Annotated in this window: 18 protein-coding genes; 11 read left to right on the forward strand and 7 right to left on the reverse strand. The window is 71.8% G+C overall.

Annotated elements, in window-relative coordinates; all coding sequences use genetic code 11:
• Positions 1 to 3 precede the first annotated feature (3 nt).
• From H4N58_RS19345 to ilvA, 4 genes are all read right to left on the reverse strand, one after another.
• Positions 4 to 1479, reverse strand: a complete 1476-nt coding sequence (locus tag H4N58_RS19345) for an MmgE/PrpD family protein (protein WP_182397118.1) — start codon at positions 1477 to 1479, stop codon at positions 4 to 6.
• Positions 1472 to 2320, reverse strand: a complete 849-nt coding sequence (locus tag H4N58_RS19350) for a cyclase family protein (RefSeq protein WP_167000456.1) — start codon at positions 2318 to 2320, stop codon at positions 1472 to 1474. Before H4N58_RS19350 ends, H4N58_RS19345 begins: the two co-directional genes overlap by 8 nt.
• Before the next feature lie 29 nt (positions 2321 to 2349).
• Positions 2350 to 3549 carry a CaiB/BaiF CoA-transferase family protein gene (locus H4N58_RS19355; RefSeq protein ID WP_167000458.1) on the reverse strand — a complete coding sequence of 400 codons (1200 nt, stop codon included), beginning with the start codon at positions 3547 to 3549 and terminating at the stop codon, positions 2350 to 2352.
• 175 nt (positions 3550 to 3724) lie between these two features.
• The gene (ilvA, locus tag H4N58_RS19360; RefSeq protein WP_243845059.1) at positions 3725 to 5002 is read right to left on the reverse strand and encodes a threonine ammonia-lyase IlvA; all 1278 of its coding nucleotides are present in this window, start codon (positions 5000 to 5002) and stop codon (positions 3725 to 3727) included.
• A gap of 143 nt (positions 5003 to 5145) precedes the next feature.
• On the opposite strand from ilvA, the gene kdpF reads away from it, so the two are divergent.
• Genes kdpF through H4N58_RS19390 form a run of 6 tightly spaced genes read left to right on the forward strand, consistent with a single transcriptional unit; the run spans position 5146 to position 12815 of the window.
• Positions 5146 to 5235: a K(+)-transporting ATPase subunit F gene (kdpF, locus tag H4N58_RS19365; protein WP_167000460.1), complete on the forward strand. Its 90-nt coding sequence runs from the start codon at positions 5146 to 5148 to the stop codon at positions 5233 to 5235.
• Positions 5235 to 6896: a potassium-transporting ATPase subunit KdpA gene (gene kdpA, locus H4N58_RS19370; protein ID WP_167000461.1), complete on the forward strand. Its 1662-nt coding sequence runs from the start codon at positions 5235 to 5237 to the stop codon at positions 6894 to 6896. Before kdpF ends, kdpA begins: the two co-directional genes overlap by 1 nt.
• Complete coding sequence (gene kdpB / locus H4N58_RS19375; protein WP_167249765.1) at positions 6893 to 8899, forward strand: potassium-transporting ATPase subunit KdpB; 2007 nt, start codon at positions 6893 to 6895, stop codon at positions 8897 to 8899. Before kdpA ends, kdpB begins: the two co-directional genes overlap by 4 nt.
• Before the next feature lie 34 nt (positions 8900 to 8933).
• Positions 8934 to 9581, forward strand: a complete 648-nt coding sequence (gene kdpC / locus H4N58_RS19380; RefSeq protein ID WP_167249763.1) for a potassium-transporting ATPase subunit KdpC — start codon at positions 8934 to 8936, stop codon at positions 9579 to 9581.
• A gap of 13 nt (positions 9582 to 9594) precedes the next feature.
• Complete coding sequence (locus H4N58_RS19385; protein WP_243845058.1) at positions 9595 to 12141, forward strand: ATP-binding protein; 2547 nt, start codon at positions 9595 to 9597, stop codon at positions 12139 to 12141.
• Positions 12138 to 12815: a response regulator gene (locus tag H4N58_RS19390; RefSeq protein ID WP_167000469.1), complete on the forward strand. Its 678-nt coding sequence runs from the start codon at positions 12138 to 12140 to the stop codon at positions 12813 to 12815. Before H4N58_RS19385 ends, H4N58_RS19390 begins: the two co-directional genes overlap by 4 nt.
• Before the next feature lie 3 nt (positions 12816 to 12818).
• Here the strand turns inward: H4N58_RS19390 and H4N58_RS19395 are convergent, their stop codons facing one another.
• Positions 12819 to 13208, reverse strand: coding sequence for a nuclear transport factor 2 family protein (locus H4N58_RS19395; protein WP_167000470.1), 390 nt, complete (start codon positions 13206 to 13208; stop codon positions 12819 to 12821).
• Positions 13209 to 13267: 59 nt separating this feature from the next.
• Between H4N58_RS19395 and H4N58_RS19400 the strand changes: the two genes are divergently transcribed.
• Together H4N58_RS19400 and H4N58_RS19405 are read left to right on the forward strand one after the other, a co-directional pair.
• Positions 13268 to 13840: a dienelactone hydrolase family protein gene (locus tag H4N58_RS19400; RefSeq protein ID WP_167249760.1), complete on the forward strand. Its 573-nt coding sequence runs from the start codon at positions 13268 to 13270 to the stop codon at positions 13838 to 13840.
• Complete coding sequence (locus tag H4N58_RS19405; protein WP_167000474.1) at positions 13837 to 14421, forward strand: YdeI family protein; 585 nt, start codon at positions 13837 to 13839, stop codon at positions 14419 to 14421. Before H4N58_RS19400 ends, H4N58_RS19405 begins: the two co-directional genes overlap by 4 nt.
• An 11-nt stretch (positions 14422 to 14432) precedes the next feature.
• Here H4N58_RS19405 and H4N58_RS19410 read toward each other — a convergent pair whose 3' ends face one another.
• Positions 14433 to 14828 carry a VOC family protein gene (locus tag H4N58_RS19410; protein ID WP_167000476.1) on the reverse strand — a complete coding sequence of 132 codons (396 nt, stop codon included), beginning with the start codon at positions 14826 to 14828 and terminating at the stop codon, positions 14433 to 14435.
• Positions 14829 to 14893: 65 nt separating this feature from the next.
• On the opposite strand from H4N58_RS19410, the gene H4N58_RS19415 reads away from it, so the two are divergent.
• Positions 14894 to 16024, forward strand: a complete 1131-nt coding sequence (locus H4N58_RS19415) for an FAD-dependent oxidoreductase (RefSeq protein WP_167000478.1) — start codon at positions 14894 to 14896, stop codon at positions 16022 to 16024.
• Positions 16025 to 16094: 70 nt separating this feature from the next.
• On the forward strand, positions 16095 to 16745 hold the full coding sequence (locus H4N58_RS19420; protein ID WP_167249758.1) for a PadR family transcriptional regulator: 651 nt from the start codon (positions 16095 to 16097) through the stop codon (positions 16743 to 16745).
• Here H4N58_RS19420 and H4N58_RS19425 read toward each other — a convergent pair.
• A complete protein-coding gene (locus H4N58_RS19425) occupies positions 16717 to 16953 on the reverse strand; it encodes an SCO4848 family membrane protein (protein ID WP_167000482.1) in 237 nt (78 codons plus the stop codon). The genes H4N58_RS19420 and H4N58_RS19425 overlap by 29 nt on opposite strands.
• A 27-nt stretch (positions 16954 to 16980) precedes the next feature.
• Here H4N58_RS19425 and H4N58_RS19430 point away from each other — a divergent pair, with 27 nt between their 5' ends.
• Entirely contained in the window at positions 16981 to 19023 is a 2043-nt protein-coding gene (locus H4N58_RS19430) for an NADPH-dependent 2,4-dienoyl-CoA reductase (protein WP_167000484.1), read from the forward strand.
• Positions 19024 to 19027: the final 4 nt, after the last annotated feature.

Here is a 19027-nt window from a genome sequence, read left to right on the forward strand (position 1 = left end):
GTCTCACGAGGAGAAGGTTAGGGCGGTCAGGGGCTGCAGGACGGACGCGACGGCAGGCTGCTCGTCGAGCGTCTCCACGAGCGCGCGTACGCGGTTCGCGGCGTCTTCGTCGAGGCGACCCTCGACGTTGTCACGGAACTTGCGGGCCAGCTCGTCGCCGGTCAGCGGGCGGGCCGGGCCGCCCCGGTTGGTGAGGACCTCCTCGACCAGCGTCTCGCCGGACGTCGTCGTCACGGTCACGACGGCGGGGAACTGGTGCGGATAGATCGCGTCGCACCGTGCGTCCGGCACGACGTCGACCTTCGCCATCAGGGCACGGCGCACCGGGTCCTGGGCGAGCGCGTCGGTGTAGTCGTCGAGGCCGGTGCCCAGACCGCCACCGCCGAGCAGGCCGGCGACGACCGCGTACGGGCCGCTGAACTGCGCCTGGTAGCCGGTCTGCGGAGCACGCTTGGTCTCCAGCGGCGCACCGATCGTCCGGATCACCGCGGTGGGTGCACCGATCGTGATGCTCGCGACGTCTTCGGGGCGCACGCCACGGGCGCGCAGCGCGAGCCCGGCGTCGACGGAGGTGTGCGTGAAGTGGTTGGCCGGGTACGGCTTGAAGAAGATGTCCGGGACCGCCCAGCTCGTCCCGAGCCCCTCGGTGACCGCGTCCAGGTTGGGGCGGCTGCCGTGCAGCCACGCCTCGAGGAAGCCGAAGCGTCCCTCGATGACCGTCGGCGGTCCGGTGAAGCCGTGCCGGACGAGCTGCGCCGCGCTCACGCCGGCCTGGGCGGCGAACCCGCAGTGCAGGCGCTTGACGGTGCCACCGGTGCGGTTGGCCTCGATGATGCCCGCCGCCATCGACGCCGCGATGCCGAGTGCGTCGAGGACGCCCTGCTCGTCGGCCCCGTACGCGAGCGAGGCCGCCACGGCGCTGCCCATCGCCCCGGTGATCGAGGTGGCGTGCTGGCCGTGCTCGAAGAAGACGGAGTTGCCGAGCTCGTGGTCGTAGCCGGCCATGCCGAGACGGACGGCCACCTCGATCCCGACCGCGGCCGCACGGACGGCGAGCGCCCCGTCGGCGCCGGCGTGCTCGGCCGCGGCGAGCGTCGCCGGGACGACGCTCGCGCTGGGGTGCAGCACGGACGGCAGGTGGGTGTCGTCGTAGTCGAGGGAGTGCGCGAGGACGCCGTTGACGAGCGCGGCCTGCGCGGCCGTGACGCGATCGGGCACACCGACGGCGCTCGCCTGCGCGTGGCCGCCCTGGTCGGCGACGTACGCCACGATCGCGGCGCTGGTGTCGAGCCGGTGCGCGGCGACGCAGAGCCCGAGGACGTCGAGGATCCGCTGCTTCGCGCTCGCGGTCACCGCGGCGGGGATGCTGTCGCGTGCTGCCGAGACGGCGAAGCGCGCGATCTCCTGGCCGAGCGTCTCGGCTTCGGTCGTCGCCTGCGCGGGCGTGGCCTGCGCGGGTCGTGCCGGCGCCTCAGTCACGACCGACCACCGCCAGCGGGCGTACGGGGGACCCGGTCGCACCGAACAGCGGCAGCGGGGCGAGCACGAACATGAAGCTCGTGACCTGCTCGGCGGCAAGCTGCTCGAGGTCCATCGCCTCGATGATGTAGATGCCGTTCTGCACGAGCAGGACGCGGTGCGCCGGCAGCGTGGCGTGCCCGGCACCCGGCGGCAGGCACTCGTACGCGATGGTGTCGGCGCCGGTGGCGTGCACCTTGTGATCGGCGAGCCACTGCGCGCCCGCCGCACCCACTCCCGGCACGCCGGCGTCCAGACCGCGGTACATCGCGCCGTCGCCGGAGTCGAAGTGCTGCCCCCAGCCGCTGCGCACGAGCACGACGTCGCCCTCGTTGATCGGCGTCTGCTGCGCCGCGACGGTCGCCTCGAGGTCGGCGACCGTGATCTCGTAGCCAGGCTCCAGCCGTCCGACGCCCACGGTCCGCGGCACGTCGAGGAGCACCCCACGACGCACCATCGGGGCGATCGTGTGCGCACCGAGCTCGACGTAGCGACCGCCCTCGAGTGCGTCGGCGACGTCGATGTCGCCGTAGAGCTTGCCGTCTTGCGACACGTGCACGAGCGCGTCGATGTGGGTGCCGACGTGGGTGCCCATCGAGATGATGTCGTTGGCCGCCGACCCGCCGTCCGCGCGCACCATGTCGCCATGGCGACGCGGGTGGGCGTGCCAGTAGGCGGGGTGGTTCGGCGACTGCGGCATGCCCACAGTCAGCTGACGGCCGAGGTCGATGACCCGGACGCCGCTCTGCAGCACGTCGAGCAGGCGGTCGGTGGTCGAGGCGGTGCCTGGAGTGGTGGTCATGTGCTCCTCGTCGAGTACGGGGCGCGGCGTCATCGCACGACGCCGCGGCTACGGAGTTCGGCGACGTGGTCGGCGTCGACGCCGAGCTCGTCGCACAAGATGGCGTCGGTGTCGGCGCCCGGGGAACGTCCGGTGAAGCGGATCCGACCTGCGGTCTCGGACATGCGCCACATGACGTTGTGCTGCAGGACGGGACCGAGGTCGGCGTCGTCGACCTCGACGAGCATCTCGGTCTCGCGGACGTGGACGTCCTCGGCGAGGTCCTTCGCCGAGTAGATCGGCGCCACGGCGGCACCGGCCTCGGTGAACGCCGTGACGACCTCGTCGCGGGTGCGTGCACCGATCCACCCGCCGACGTAGCCGTCGAGCAGGTCCGCGTGCTCGGCGCGGCTGTGGCCGGAGGCGAACCACGGCTCGTCCAGCACCTCGGGGTGTCCGACCAGCCGGAGCACGCGCTCGGCGATCGCTTGGGCGCTGGTGGAGATCGCGACCCAGTGCCCGTCCTTGGTCTGGTAGGTATTGCGTGGGGAGTTGTGGTGCGAGCGGTTGCCGTTCCTGCGGCCGACGGTGCCCAGCTGCTGGAAGACGGTGGGTCCGGGGCCGACGGCCGCCATGATCGGCTCGAGCAGGCTGAGGTCGATCACCTGGCCACGACCGCCGTTGCGCTCGCGCTCGAGCAGCGCCATCGAAACCGCCGACGACGCGGCGATGCCGCAGATCGAGTCGGCGAGCCCGAAGGCCGGGAGGGTGGGCGGACCGTCAGGCTGACCCGTGAGGTGCGCGAAGCCGCTCATCGCCTCGGCGAGCGTGCCGAAGCCCGCGCGCGACGCGTACGGACCGGTCTGCCCGAACCCGGTGATGCGGGTGAGGATCAGCCCCGGGTTGATCTCGAGGAGCCGCTCGGGACCGATGCCCCAGCGCTCCAGCGTGCCGGGGCGGAAGTTCTCGACGACGACGTCGGCGGTCGCGACCAGCCGCTCGAACACCTCGGCGCCCTCGCGTGCCGAGAGGCTCAGGCCGATCGTGCGCTTGTTGCGCGAGATCTCCTTCCACCACAGCGGCACGCCGTCCTTGCTCTCGCCGTGCCCTCGCATGCTGTCGCCGCGCTCGGGGTGCTCGATCTTGATCACCTCGGCACCGAAGTCGCCGAGGATCTGGCAGCAGAGCGGTCCTGCGAGGATCGACGACGCGTCGATGACGCGAAGTCCGGTGAGCGGGCCGTCCGACATCCGTGAGCATCCTTCCACCCGGACGTTCCACAAAATGGAACGCTGTTTCAGACAGCGTAGGGGCGCGCGCGGATCGCCGTCAACCTGCCTGCACACGTCTCGAAGGGCGTGCAGGGGTCAACGGGTGTCGTGCCTGGAACATAGTTCCAGGCAGGGCGGTGGGTGGCGGCGCGTCTCAGACGAGGAACTGGAAGGCCGGGTCGTCCGGCGACAGCTTCTGGGCGCGCAGCGGCGACTCCGCGAGGCGCTGGACGAGCCCCGGCAGCTCTGCGGGCGAGCCGAGCTCGATGCCGACGAGCGCCGGCCCCGTCTCACGGTTGTGCCGCTTCACGTACTCGAAGAGCGTGATGTCGTCGTCCGGCCCCAGCACCACGTCGAGGAAGCGACGCAGCGCGCCCGGCTCCTGCGGGAAGTCGACGAGCCAGTAGTGCTTGACGCCCTTGGACACGAGTGCCCGCTCGATCACCTCGGCGTAGCGGCTCACGTCATGGTTGCCGCCGGACACCACGACGACGGCGGACTCGCCCGGCGCCACGACTCCGGGGAGCCGCAGGGCCGCGGCCGCCAGCGCGCCCGCAGGCTCCGCGATTACGCCATCGACCTCGAACAGGTCGAGCATCTCCTCGCTCACGCGCCCCGGGTCCACCGACACGAGCTCGACCGGGTGCCCGTCGCGCGCCAGCGCCGCGAACACGGCATAGGCGTGGTCGCCCACGCGCCGGACCGCGGCGCCGTCGACGAACGCGTCCACCTCGTCCAACGTCACCGGACCACCGTGCTGCACCGCGGCAGCCATGCTCGCCGCGCCTGACGGCTCCACCCCCACGACACGGGTCTGCGGGTGGCGCGCGGCGAGCCACGCCGCCATCCCCGCGATCAGGCCGCCGCCGCCGACCGGGACCACGACCACGTCCGGCGCGGACCCCGACGCCGCCTGCGCCTCGTACTGCGTCACGACCTCCATGGCCACGGTGCCCTGTCCCGCGATCACGTGCGGGTGGTCGAAGGCCGGGACCACGGTGGCTCCGCTGCGCGCCGCATCGGCGGACGCGGCCGCGCTCGCCGCGTCGTACGTGTCGCCCCCGACGATGACCTCGACGTGCTCGCCACCGAGGACGGCGATGCGCTCGCGCTTCTGGCGCGGCGTGGTGCGGGGCAGGTAGATGCGGGCGGTGGCGCCGAGAGCCCGCGCCGCGTAGGCGACGCCCTGCGCGTGGTTGCCGGCGCTCGCGGCGACGAGGCCACGTCCACGCTCCTCGGCGGTGAGGCGGGAGATCATGTGGAACGCGCCGCGCAGCTTGTACGAACGAACGGCCTGCAGGTCCTCGCGCTTGACCCACACGTCGGCCCCCGTCCGCTCGCCGAGCCGGGTGGCGCGCTCGAGCGGGGTCCGGATCGCGACCCGCGAGACGGGTGCGTACGCGGCTTCGATGTCGTCGGCGGTCACAGGCACGCCGTCCACATTAGGGACCCCGCAAGGTCCCGTCGGCAGCCGGGTGAGGCGCCGTGGCGCCGCGCATCAAGATCGCGTCAACGCCGGTCAAGGTCACGTCAAGGCCGCACCGATCGCCGAGACGGCGACGTTGACTCGACCTCATGAGTCTTGACACCGGCCTCCTGATCACCCTGGTGGCCCTTCTGATCGGCTATCTGGTCGCCTCCCTCATCCACCCGGAGCGGTTCTGATGAGCGACGGTCTCGCAGGCGTGCTGAGCCTGCTCACCGTGGTCGGCCTGCTGGCCCTTGCCTACCGACCCCTCGGCGACTACATCGCCCGGACGCTCGAGAGCCCGCGGCACAGCCGCGTCGAGCGCCCGCTGTACCGGCTCGCCGGCGTCAACCCGGACGCGACGCAGAGCACCCGCGCGTACGCGCTCGCCGTCATCGGGTTCTCCGTCGTGAGCCTGGTCCTCCTCTCTCTCCTGCTGGTGCTGCAGTCCTTCCTGCCGTACTCGCGCGACATGGACGGCATGCCGTGGGAGATGGCACTCAACACGGCCGCCTCCTTCGTGGCCAACACGAACTGGCAGTCGTACGCCGGTGAGTCGACGCTCGGCTGGACGGCCCAGACCGCCGGCCTCGCCGTGCAGAACTTCGTCTCGGCTGCCGTCGGCATCGCCGTCGCCGTCGCGCTCATCCGTGGTTTCACGAGAAACCGTTCGGACCAGCTCGGCAACTTCTGGGTCGATCTCGTCCGCGTGAGCCTGCGGGTCCTCCTCCCGATCGCCTTCATCGGAGCCGTGCTGCTCGTGATCGCGGGCACCGTGCAGAGCTTCGGTGCCGACCAGGTCGTGGACACGATCACCGGTGGGCAGCAGACGATCACGACCGGCCCGGCGGCGAGCCAGGAGGCGATCAAGGAGCTCGGCACCAACGGCGGAGGGTTCTACAACGCCAACTCGGCCCACCCCTTCGAGAATCCGAACGGCTTCTCGAACCTGCTGGAGATCTTCCTCATGCTGCTGATCCCCGTCGCCCTCACCCGGACGCTGGGCACGATGCTCGGCAACCGCAAGCAGGGGTACGCGGTGCTGGGCGCGATGGCCGGCCTCTTCTTCACCTCGCTCGCGATCACCACGTGGGCCGAGGTCGGCGCGCACGGCGACTCCGCCCAGGCTGCGGGCGCCGCGATGGAGGGCAAGGAGACCAGGATCGGGGAATGGGCGTCGGCCCTCTTCGCCACGGTGACGACCGGAACGTCCACCGGCGCGGTCAACTCCGCCCACGACTCGTACACGCCGACCGGCGGCGGCGCCGTCCTCGTGAACATGATGCTCGGCGAGGTCACGCCGGGCGGTGTCGGCGCCGGGATCTACGGCGTCCTCGTGATGGCGATCCTCGCGGTCTTCGTCGCGGGCCTCATGGTCGGTCGTACGCCCGAGCTGCTCGGCAAGAAGATCCGGTCGACCGAGATGCGCTACGTCGCGCTCTACACGCTGACCACGCCGACCCTCGTCCTCGTCGGTGTCGGGATCGCGATCGCGCTGCCCAGCACCGCGGCGGCGATGGGCAACCCGGGAGGCCACGGCTTCTCCGAGGTCGTCTACGCCTTCACGTCGGCGGCGAACAACAACGGCAGCGCGTTCGGCGGCATCACGGTCACGTCCACGTTCTTCCAGCTGATGCTCGCCGCGGCGATGCTGCTCGGCCGGTTCGTGCCGATCCTGTTCGTCCTCGCCCTGGCCGGCTCGCTGGCACGCCAGGGGAAGGTCCCCGCGACCGCCGGCACCCTTCCCACCCACACTCCCCTGTTCGCGGGCCTGCTGGTCGGGGTCATCCTCGTGATGACCGGGCTGACCTACTTCCCCGCGCTCGCCCTCGGTCCGATTGCGGAGGCCCTCGCATGACCCTCTCCCAGCTCGTGAGCCAGGTGCCCACGGCCCTGGCCAAGCTCGACCCGCGCCACATGTGGCGCAACCCGGTGATGTTCGTGGTGCTCGTCGGGTCCGTCCTCACCACCGTCCTCGCGCTCGCCGACCCCGACTTCTTCACGATCGCGATCGCGGTCTGGCTGTGGTTGACGGTGATCTTCGGCAACCTCGCCGAGGCCGTCGCCGAAGGGCGCGGCAAGGCGCAGGCCGCGTCGCTGCGCGCTGCCCGCAAGGACACCGTCGCGCGCCGCCTCGAGCGCGACGGCACCGAGACCGCGGTGCCCGGCACCGACCTCAAGATCGGCGACCGGGTGGTCGTCGAGGCCGGCGAGGTCATCCCCGGCGACGGCGACGTCGTCGAGGGCATCGCGTCGGTCGACGAGTCCGCGATCACCGGCGAGTCCGCACCCGTGATCCGCGAGGCCGGCGGAGACCGATCTGCGGTGACCGGCGGCACCACCGTGCTGTCCGACCGGATCGTCGTGAAGATCACCGCGGCCCCCGGCAGCACGTTCCTCGACACGATGATCGCGCTTGTGGAGGGCACATCGAGGCGCAAGACCCCCAACGAGAACGCGCTGACGATCCTCCTCTCCAGCCTCACGATCGTCTTCCTGCTCGCCGTGGCGACGCTGGCGCCGATGGCCGACTACGCCGGTGCGCCGCAACGCACGCTCGTCCTCGTCGCGCTGCTCGTCTGCCTGATCCCGACCACGATCGGGGCGCTGCTCTCGGCGATCGGCATCGCCGGCATGGACCGGCTCGTCCGCGTCAACGTCCTCGCGATGTCGGGGCGTGCGGTCGAGGCCGCGGGCGACGTCGGCACGCTGCTGCTCGACAAGACCGGCACGATCACGTACGGCAACCGGCGCGCGACGTCCTTCGTCCCGCAGGCGGGTCTGGACCGCGAGGTCCTGCGGGACACGGCACGGCTCTCGAGCCTCGCCGACCCCACGCCCGAAGGTCGTTCGATCGTGGAGCTCGCCCTCACGCAGGGTGCTCCTGACGTGCCGCTCCCGGCCGGGGCGCAGGTCGTCGAGTTCTCCGCATCGACCCGCATGTCCGGGGTCGACCTCGCCGACAGGACGGTGGTCCGCAAGGGCGCCGCGTCGGCCGTCCTCGCCTGGCTCGACCAGACCGCACTGCCGCCCAGCGTCGAGTCGGCCGTCGAGCGGATCAGCGCGGACGGCGGCACGCCGCTGGTCGTCGCCGTCCGTCCCCCGCACGGTGCGGGACAGGTCCTCGGTGTGGTCCACCTCAAGGACGTCGTGAAGCCCGGCATGGCCGAACGGTTCGCCGAGCTGCGCCGGATGGGCATCCGTACGGTCATGGTGACCGGCGACAACGCGATCACCGCGAAGGCGATCGCCGCGGAGGCCGGTGTGGACGACGTCCTCGCCGAGGCGACGCCCGAGGAGAAGATGGCCTTCATCCGTCAGGAGCAGGCCGGCGGCCGCCTGGTCGCGATGACGGGTGACGGCACGAACGACGCCCCCGCGCTGGCCGCAGCCGACGTCGGCGTCGCGATGAGCTCGGGTACGTCGGCCGCCAAAGAGGCCGGCAACATGGTCGACCTCGACTCCGACCCGACGAAGCTCATCGACATCGTCGAGATCGGCAAGCAGCTGCTCATCACGCGCGGTGCGCTCACGACCTTCTCGGTCGCGAACGACGTCGCCAAGTACTTCGCGATCATCCCTGCGATGTTCGTCGCGGCGTACCCGAGCCTCGAGAGTCTCGACATCATGCGGCTGCACAGCCCCGAGTCGGCGATCCTCTCGGCGGTCGTCTTCAACGCGCTCATCATCGTCGCGCTGATCCCGCTGTCGCTCAAGGGCGTGAAGTACCGCGTGACCACGGCGGCCGGGCTGCTGCGCCGCAACCTCCTGGTCTACGGACTCGGCGGCCTGATCGCGCCCTTCCTCGGGATCAAGATCATCGACCTCCTCCTCGCGAGCCTCTTCGGCTCCGCACTCTGAGCCCGTACGACTGAGCCCATAGAAGGACACACGCATGACCACCACCACGACCACCACCTCCCCGGACCGCGACTCCGACCCAGCACCCGCCCGCGTCCCGCTCGGCACCGGACTCCTGCGCCAGACCGCCACCGGGTTGCGCATCCTGCTCGTCCTCACGGTGATCCTCGGGATCGGCTATCCCGCCGCCGTCTGGGCCGTGGGCCTGGTCGTCGCTCATGACCAGGCGAACGGGCAGATCGTCGAGGTCGATGGCAGCCCTGTCGGTTCCCGGATCATCGGGCAGACGTTCGACGACCCGACGCTGTTCCACACCCGCCCGTCGGCCACCGAGTACGACGGGCTCGCCAGCGCCGCCAGCAACCTCGGCCCGTCGAACCCGGACCTCCTCGCCCTGATCGAGGAGCGGAGGGCCGCCGTCGCCGAGGAGGAGGGTGTCGCGCCGTCCGACGTCCCGCCCGACGCCCTCACCGCCTCAGGCTCCGGGCTCGACCCGCACATCTCGACCGCGTACGCCGACCTCCAGGTGGCGCGCGTCGCCGAGGCCCACGGCCTCGAGCCGTCGACCGTGCGTGACCTCGTCGCCGAGCACACCGCCGGGCGCACGCTCGGCTTCCTCGGCGAGGAGGGCGTCAACGTCCTGCTGCTCAACCTTGCGATCCTCGACGCCGCGAAGGGCTGACAGGATGGCGGGCATGGACCACCCGCCCACGCGCCGCGGGCGGCTCCGGGTCTATCTCGGAGCCGCTCCTGGCGTGGGCAAGACCTACAAGATGCTCGACGAAGGACAGCGCCGCGCCGCCCGCGGCACCGACGTCGTGGTCGGCTACGTCGACACGCACGGGCGGGTACGCACAGCCGAGCAGCTCGACGGCCTCGAGGTCGTCCCCCGACAACGTCTCGCCTACGGCGGCTCCACGTACGAGGAGATGGACCTCGCTGCGGTGCTCGCCCGCCGCCCCGAGGTCGCGCTGGTCGACGAGCTCGCGCACACCAACGTCGCCGGCGCCGGCCACGTCAAGCGGTGGGAGGACGTCGAGGCGCTCCTCGACGCCGGCATCGACGTCGTGACGACCGTCAACGTGCAGCACCTCGAGTCGCTCAACGACGTCGTCGAGTCGATCACCGGCATCCGCCAGCGCGAGACCGTCCCCGACCAGGTCGTCCGCAGCGCCGACGCGGTCGAGCTCGTCGACATGAGCCCGCAGGCGCTGCGACGACGTCTGGCCCACGGCAACGTGTACGCCGCCGACAAGGTCGACGCGGCGCTCTCCCGCTACTTCCGCGAGGGCAACCTGTCGGCGCTGCGCGAGCTCGCCCTGCTCTGGGTCGCCGACCAGGTCGACGAGGGGCTGGCGCGCTATCGCCAGCAGCACCGGATCGACGCGACCTGGCCCACCCGTGAACGCATCGTCGTGGCCGTGACCGGCGGGCCCGAGTCACCGACGCTCCTGCGTCGAGCAGCGCTCATCGCCGGCCGGACGACCCGCGGCGAGTGGATGGCGGTCTACGTGACCCGCCGCGACGGCCTCTCGGGGACGTCCCCCGACCAGCTCGCACGCCAGCACGCGATGGTGCACGACATGGGAGGCAGCTTCCACACGGTGGTCGCGGACGACGTCGCGGGCGGTCTCCTCGAGTTCGCCCGCGCCGAGAACGCCTCCCAGATCCTCATAGGCGCGTCCCGACGACCCCGGTGGTCGGCGGCGTTCCGCCCCGGTGTCGGCGAGCGGGTCATCGCGGGATCGGGCGACATCGACGTGCACATCGTGAGCCACGATGAGGCACGGCGTGGTGCCCGCGACCGTGACCGGCGCCCCGACCTCGGGCGGGGGCGCACGATCCTCGGCTACGTCCTCGCGCTGGTCGCGCCGGCGCTGACCGCCCTCCTGCTCTACACGACCAACGATCTCCACGACCTCACGCTGGAGTCGATGCTCATGCTGAGCGTCGTCGTCGTGGTGGCGCTGGTCGGCGGGCTGGTCCCGGCCATGCTGGCGGCGGTGCTGTCGGCGATCCTTCTCAACTGGTTCTTCGTCGCCCCCGTCCACACGCTCACGATCGCGCAGGGACAGTACGTCGCCGTGATCGCGGTCTTCGTCGTCGTCGGGGTCGCGGTCGCCTCCGTGGTCGACCTCGCCGCCGGCCGTGCGGCGCAGGCGCGGCGCGCGTCCGCGGAGGCCGACGCCCTCTCGGTGCTCTCGCACAGCCTCCTGCGCGCCGGCGAGAGCCTGCCCGCCCTCCTCGCCCAGGCGACCGAGGTGTTCGGGATGAGGGGTGCGGCGATCCTCACCCGTACCGGCGACGGCTGGGCGACGACGGTCGCGCACGGCGACGCCCCCGAGAGTGTGGCCGACGCCGACGTGGACGTGCCGATCGACGAGTCGACGTTCCTCGTCCTGCGGGGACGCACGCTCGACGCCTCCGACCGGCGGCTCGTCACGGCGTACGCGGCGCACGCCGGCGTCGTGATCGAGCGCACCCACGCCGCCGAGGAGCACGCGCGGGCCCACGAGCTGGCCGAGGCGGACCGGACCCGTACGGCGCTGCTGGCCGCCGTCTCCCACGACCTTCGGAGTCCGCTGGCCGCGATCAAGGCAGCCGTGACGAGCCTGCGCAACGACGACATCACGTGGTCGGAGCAGGACGAGGCAGACCTGTTGATGACGATCGAGGAGTCCGCGGACCGTCTCGACGCGCTGGTCGCGAACCTCCTCGACATGAGCCGCTTGCGCACCGGCGCGCTCACCGTGCTCGCGACCGACGTCGACGTGGTCGAGCTGGCCCGGATCGCCGTCGCCCCGTTGGCCGACGCCGACCGCGTGGAGGTGCGGGGCGAGCAGGGCGTCCCGCCCGCCTACGCCGACCCCGGGCTCCTCGAGCGGGTGCTGGCCAACCTCTGCGAGAACGCGCTGAAGCACACCACGAGCCGTGTCCTGGTCCAGGTCTCGGGCTACGTCGAGTCCGACGGCGCACCGCGCACCTGTATCCGCGTCGTCGACCACGGCCCGGGCGTGGACGACTCCGACCTCGATCGCCTCTTCGCTCCCTTCCAGCGACTCGGCGACGTCCCGCAGGGCGACGGCGTCGGCCTCGGGCTCGCTGTGGCGCGTGGCCTCACCGAGGCGATGTCGGGAAGGTTGGAGGCGGAGGAGACACCGGGCGGTGGACTCACGTTCGTCCTGACGCTCCCCCAGGCCGTGGTGCGCAGCCCGGCGACCCCCGAGGAGGAGACGCGATGACGTTCGTGCTGGCGGTCGACGACGACCCCGCGATCCTGCGTACCCTGCGGATCAACCTGCGTGCCCGCGACTACGAGGTCGAGACGGCCGGGGACGGACGGTCCGCGCTGCAGATCGCGGCCGAGCGCGAGCCCGACGTCGTGCTGCTGGACCTCGGGCTCCCCGACCTCGGCGGCGTGGCGGTGATCCGCCGGATCCGTGCGGCCAGCGCGGTCCCGATCGTCGTCCTGTCGGCACGGCACGAGTCCGACGACAAGGTCGAGGCGCTCGACGCCGGAGCCGACGACTACGTCACGAAGCCGTTCGGGATGGAGGAGCTGCTGGCGCGGCTGCGCGCCGCGGTCCGCCGGGGCGCGCCCACGCCGTCGTCGACCGAACGTGTCGCGGTCGGTGACCTCGTCCTGGATGTCGACGACGGGACCGCCACGAAGGACGGCGTCGAGGTTCACCTCACGCCCACCGAGTGGCGGATCGTGGCTGCGCTGCTGCGCCGGAGGGGCCGACTCGTCCGGCAGGCCGAGCTGCTCCGTGAGGTGTGGGGACCCGCGTACGAGCGCGAGACTCACTATCTGCGGGTGTATCTCGCGCAGATCCGCCGCAAGCTCGAGGACGACCCGGCACACCCGGCGTACTTCATCACCGAGCCCGGTCTCGGCTATCGCTTCGTCGGGTGAGCCTCACCGCACGCTCGGGCGGTCGATGATCCACCGCCACGTGCCGTCGGGCTGCCGGCGTGCGACCTCGCACGTCGCACCACCGGCCCCGGCGCTGCGCGGGAGCACGGTGGTCGTGAGCGCGAGGTCGCCCTGCACGAGGGGACGGCGCTGAACCCCCGCCCGTACGGCCGCGTGCCTCGAGAGCGTCCGCTCGTAGAACGCCCGGATCTCGTCGTGACCCGTCGCCACCGAGCCGTCGGGCAGCTCGAGGACGGCCGACGGCTCGTACAGGGCGACCAGACCGTCGACGTCGCGGGCGTGCAGGCGGTCGACGAGCTCGGCACCGAGCGCGTCGGGCGTGCGGGGAGCGGGACGGCTCTTCACGGGAGCCAGACGAGGCGCGGTGGACATGTGTTCGAGGCTACGGACGAGCGCTGACAGTTGTCGGTGCGGAGGTCTAGCGTGACGGCATGACCGAGATCGTGCTCTTCCACCACGCCCTGGGGCAGACCGACGGCTTTCTCGCGTTCGCCGACGATCTTCGCGCGACTGGCTCGCTCGTGCACACTCCTGACGTCTTCGCCGGCCGGACGTTCCCGACGGTCGACGAGGGAGTGGCGCACGGTGACGAGGTCGGACGTCCCGAGTTGCGCCGGCGTGCCGCGGAGGGGGTCGCCGAGCTGCCGCCCGACGTGGTCTGGGCCGGCGCGTCCCTCGGTGTCGTGTTCGCCCAGGAGTACGCACAGACCCGACCGGGCGCACGAGGCGCGCTCCTCTTGTACGCAGCGCTGCCGGTCGAGGCGTTCGAAACGCCGTGGCCCGACGGACTCCCTGTCCAGGTGCACGGCATGGCCGACGACCCGTGGATGGACTGGGACGCGGAGGTCGCGCCGTTCGCTGCCGCGTCGGGCGCCGAGGTGTTCCGCTATCCCGGCTCGGGGCACGTGTTCGCCGAGGTCGGCAACGTCGACCACGACGCCGATGCGGCTGCGCTCCTGCGCGAGCGGGTGCTGGCCTTCCTCGCAGAGCTGCCGCAGAGATGAGCAGCTTCAGCGACGCACCCCGGCTGCCGATGGACTCCGCAGAGGAGTGGCGCTCCTGGCTGTCCGAGCACCACGACGACCCCGACCCCGGCGTGTGGATCGTCTGGCGACGGCGCGAGACCGAGCGGCCGGAGCTGTCGTACGAGGCGCTGGTCGAGGAGGCGCTGGCGTTCGGCTGGATCGACGGCCAGGCCAAAGGGCTCGACGACGACCACTCGATGCTGTGGATGACCCGCCGGCGGCCGGGCTCGGTGTGGAGCCGCCTGTCCAAGGAGCGTGTCGACCGCGTCGTCGCCTCCGGACGCATGACCCCGGCGGGTCAGGCGGCGATCGACCGCGCAAAGGCGGACGGGTCGTGGTCGCACCTCGACAGCGTGGAGGCGATGGAGGTCCCTGACGACCTTGCCGCTGCGCTCGACGCCGACCCCGAGGCGCGGCGTCAGTTCGACGCGTTCACGCCCGGGCGGCGCAAGGAGATCCTCCGTTGGCTCGTCGACGCCAAGCGTGCGGCCACGCGCGAGGCGCGCATCGCCGAGGTCGTCCGGCTCGCTGCCCAGGGCATCGCCGCGCGCGACCGCTGAGCACGCGGGCTTCAGGCGTCGGGCTGCAAGAACTCGAGCCGGTTGCCGAAGGGGTCCGCGGCATAGAAGCGCCGGTGCCCCGGGAACCCGTCGTCCCACGTCACGTCGGTGCCGGAGGCGACCAGTCGGGCCGCGACGTCGTCGATGCGCGCGACGAGGATGCCAGGGTGGGCCTTGCGTGCCGGCTCGAAGTCGTCCTCGACCCCGAGGTGGACCTCGACGCCGCCCAAACGGAACCAGCAGCCGCCACGCGCGGCAAGGACCGGCGGCTTCTCGAGCTCGTGCATGCCGAGCACGTCGCGCCAGAACGCCCGGCACTCCGCCTCCCCGCCTCGCGGGATCGCCAGCTGGACGTGGTGGAGGTGGACGAACGCGAGGTGGTCCGGGTCGGAGTGGGGGTCCGTCATGCGGTCCACGCTAGCCGTGACGGGGGCCTCGGAACACCGGCCGCCGTGTCGCGGTTGACCCGTACGTGACCACCTCCCCCGCTGCCGTCGTACCGTCTCGACCCGGTGACGCCCGTACGGTCGACGTCGTGGTCGTGGGGGCGGGACAGGCGGGACTGTCCGCGGCGTACCACCTAGCCCGCTTCGGAGCCCGCTTCGTCGTCCTCGACGCGAACGCTGCGCCGGGAGGCGCCTGGCAGCACCGGTGGCGCACCCTGACGATGCGCGACGTCCACGGGATCGCGATGCTTCCCGGGCTCGACGTCCCGGACGCCGACGGCGAGGCGCCGGCGCAGGCGTTCGTCCCGGCGTACTACGCGGCGTACGAGGAACGGTTCGCGCTGCCCGTGGTCAGACCGGTGCGGGTCCGCTCCGTCCGCGACGCCGTCCCCGGCGACTCCCACGGCGACCTCCTCGTCGTCACCGATGCGGGCACGTGGCGTACGCGTGCGCTCGTCAACGCGACCGGGACCTGGGAGCGACCGTTCTGGCCGAGCTATCCGGGGGCCGGGACCTTCCGCGGGCGACAGCTGCACACCGTCGACTACGCGGGGCCGGAGGACCTGGCCGACCTCGACATCGTGGTGGTCGGGGGTGGCGCGTCGGCGGTGCAGATCCTCGGGGAGGTCGCGCCGCTCGCCGCATCGACGACCTGGGTGACCCGGCGGGAGCCGATCTGGCGTGGCGACGACTTCGACCCCGAGGCCGGGCGGGCGGCGGTCGCGCTCGTCGAGGACCGGGTGACACGCGGCCTGCCGCCGCAGAGCGTCGTGAGCGTGACCGGGCTGTTGCTTCGTCCGCAGGAGCAGCGGGCCGCCACCTTCGGGGCGTACGAGCGCCACCCGATGTTCACGCGGATCGAGCCCGACGGCGTCCGGATGGCCGACGGATCGCTCCAGCGCGCCGACGTGATCGTGTGGGCGACGGGATTCCGTGCCGTGCTCGGGCACCTCGCGCCGTTGCACCTGCGCGAGGACACGGGCGGCGTGCGGCTCGTCGCCCGTGTGGACGCCCACACCCCGACGACAGCGGCGCGCGACCACCGGGTGCAGCTCGTCGGGTACGGACCGTCGGCGTCGACCATCGGCGCCAACCGTGCCGGACGCGTCGCCGCCCGCGCCGCCCTCCGTACGGTGAGCGCCCGGGCCGCCGCCTGAGTTTGCCGGTCGGGGGATGTGACATGGGTGCATCTCGACGCAGTGCATCGAGATGCATATACTCCTCGCCATGGCCCTGGAGCACGCGATCCTCGTCTCGCTCGCCGAGCGTTCGGCGAGCGGGTACGACCTGACGCGCCGCTTCGACAAGTCGATCGGCCACTTCTGGAGGGCGAGCCACCAGCAGATCTACAAGGTGCTCGGTCGCATGGAGACCGGCGGCCTGGTCGCCTCGACGGCGGTGCCGCAGGAGGGCCGCCCTGACAAGAAGATCTACGTGATCACCGACGAGGGGCGCGACGCCCTGCGCGAGTGGTCACGCGAGCCGAGCCCGATCGAGACCGCGCGCAGCGACTTCGCGGTCAAGCTGCGCGGGCTCCCGTTCGGCGACCGCGACGCGATTCTCGCCGACATCGCCCGCCGCGCCGACGCGCATCGCGAGCGGCTGGCCTTCTACCGCGCCGACGCGGCTCGCACGTTCCCCGACGTCGCGGCGCTCGACGAGGGGCAGCGGGCGCAGTACGCGGTGCTGCGCGGCGGCATCCTTCTCGAGGAGGCCGGGCTCGCGTGGTGCGAGGAGGTCGCGGAGCTGCTGGGGTCTCGACAGGCTGCGGGGTCTCGACAGGCTCGACCGGCGGAGGCGGCTCGACCGGCGGAGGCGGCTCGACCGGCGGAAGCAGCGGAGGGCGGGGCTACCGGCGGCGGGAGCGCAGCGCCGTGACCGCGACCCACAGCACGCCGACCGCGATCGAGACCGCCGCGACGATGAGCACCGCGTGCACCCACAAGAACCCGGTCGGTGTGCTGTCACCGATCGCGCCTTCCCACGCCCGCTCGTCGTTCCAGATGGCCATGCCGAACCGCGGCCAGATCACGATGTTGAACAGCCCGGCGAGCACCAGGAACCACGCAGCGCGTCGAGAGATCACCCCTCCAGTAGACACCAGAGGTCCCCGATGATTGAACGCAGCCCTGAGCAGCCGACCACCCCGTACCCGCACCTCCTGCGCCCCCTCGAGGTCGCCGGGTTCACGCTGCGCAACCGCGTGATGATGGGCTCGATGCACACCAAGCTCGAGGACCGAGCCAGTGACATCCCCAAGCTCGCCGCGTTCTTCGCCGAGCGCGCCAAGGGCGGCGCCGCGCTCCTCGTCACCGGCGGGTACGCCCCGAGCTGGCGCGGCTGGCTGTCGCCGATGGGCTCGACCATGGCGAGCCGGCGGATGGCCGACAAGCACCGTACGGTCACCGAGGCGGTGCACGAGCACGACAGCCGCATCCTCATGCAGGTGCTGCACGCCGGCCGGTACGGCTACTCGCCGTTCTCCAAGGGTGTCTCGTCGAAGCAGTCGCCGATCACCCCGTTCAAGCCGAGCGCGATGAGCACCCGCGAGGTCGAGGGGACCGTCGACGACTTCGTGCGCGCGGCCAAGCTGGCGCAGCGTGCCGGGTACGACGGTGTCGAGGTGATGGGGTCCGAGGGCTACCTCATCAACCAGTTCCTCGCGGCCCGCACCAACGACCGTACGGACGCCTGGGGAGGCAGCGCAGAGAAGCGGATGCGCTTCCCCGTTGAGGTCGTGCGCCGCATCCGCGAGGAGGTCGGCGCGCACTTCATCGTCCAGTACCGCATCTCGCTGCTCGACCTCGTCGACGACTCCCAGACCTGGGACGAGACGCTCGAGCTCGCCCACAGGATCGAGGCGGCGGGCGCCTCGCTGCTCAACACCGGCATCGGCTGGCACGAGGCGCGCATTCCGACGATCGTCACGTCCGTCCCGCGCGGCGCGTTCGCGTGGGTGACCGGCAAGCTGCGCCCCCAGGTCGGCATCCCCGTCATCGCCTCGAACCGGATCAACACCCCGGAAATCGCCGAGCAGATCCTCGCCGAGGGCCAGGCCGACATGGTCTCGCTCGCACGCCCGATGCTTGCCGACCCCGAGTTCGTCACCAAGGCCGCGCAGGGCCGCGCCGACGAGATCAACACCTGCATCGGCTGCAACCAGGCCTGCCTCGACCACACGTTCAAGAACCAGCGCTGCACCTGCCTGGTGAACCCCCGTGCCGGGTACGAGACAGAGCTGCGACTGCTGCCCGTCCCCCGGCTGCGCCGCAAGCAGATCGCCGTCGTCGGTGCCGGCCCCGCGGGCCTCGCCGCCGCGACCGAGCTCGCCGGGCGCGGACATGGCGTCACGCTGTACGAGGCCGACGGCCAGATCGGCGGCCAGTTCCGGCTGGCACGTCTGATCCCGGGCAAGGAGGAGTTCGCGGAGACGCTGCGCTACTACGCGCGACGCCTCGAGGTCACCGGCGTCGACGTGCGGCTCGGGGCGCGGGCGACCGCCGACGACCTGCGCGCGTACGACGACGTCGTGATCGCCACCGGCGTCGTACCGCGGGTGCCGGAGATCAAGGGCATGGACCACGCCAGCGTCGCCTCGTACGCCGACGTCATCGACGGCCGCGTCGAGGCCGGCGCGAAGGTCGCGATCATCGGCGCCGGCGGCATCGGGTTCGACGTCGCGGAGTTCCTGCTCCATCAGGCGGACGAGCCGCTCGACGCGTGGATGGCCCGCTGGGGCGTCACTGATCCGGCGCTCGAGCCGGGCGGCGTCGGCACGAAGGTCACGCCCGTCCCGCCGCGCGAGGTGTGGCTGCTCCAGCGCAAGCCCGCACCGCTCGGCAAGGGCCTCGGCAAGACCTCAGGCTGGGTGCACCGCGCCACGCTCAAGGACTCCGGCGTGCACATGCTCGGCGGCATCACGTACGACTTCGTCGACGACGCCGGGCTGCACATCCGCGACGAGCACGGCACCGCGCACGTCCTCGAGGTCGACACGGTCGTCGTGTGCGCGGGGCAGGAGTCGGTGACCGATCTCGCGGAGCCGCTGCGTGCAGCCGGCGTGAGCGTGCACGTGATCGGGGGCGCCGACGTCGCGGCCGAGCTCGACGCCAAACGCGCGATCCGCCAGGCCACGGAACTCGCCGCGCGACTCTGAATTG

Origin of the sequence: Mumia sp. ZJ1417, assembly GCF_014127285.1 — a bacterium.
Taxonomy (GTDB): Bacteria; Actinomycetota; Actinomycetes; order Propionibacteriales; family Nocardioidaceae; genus Mumia.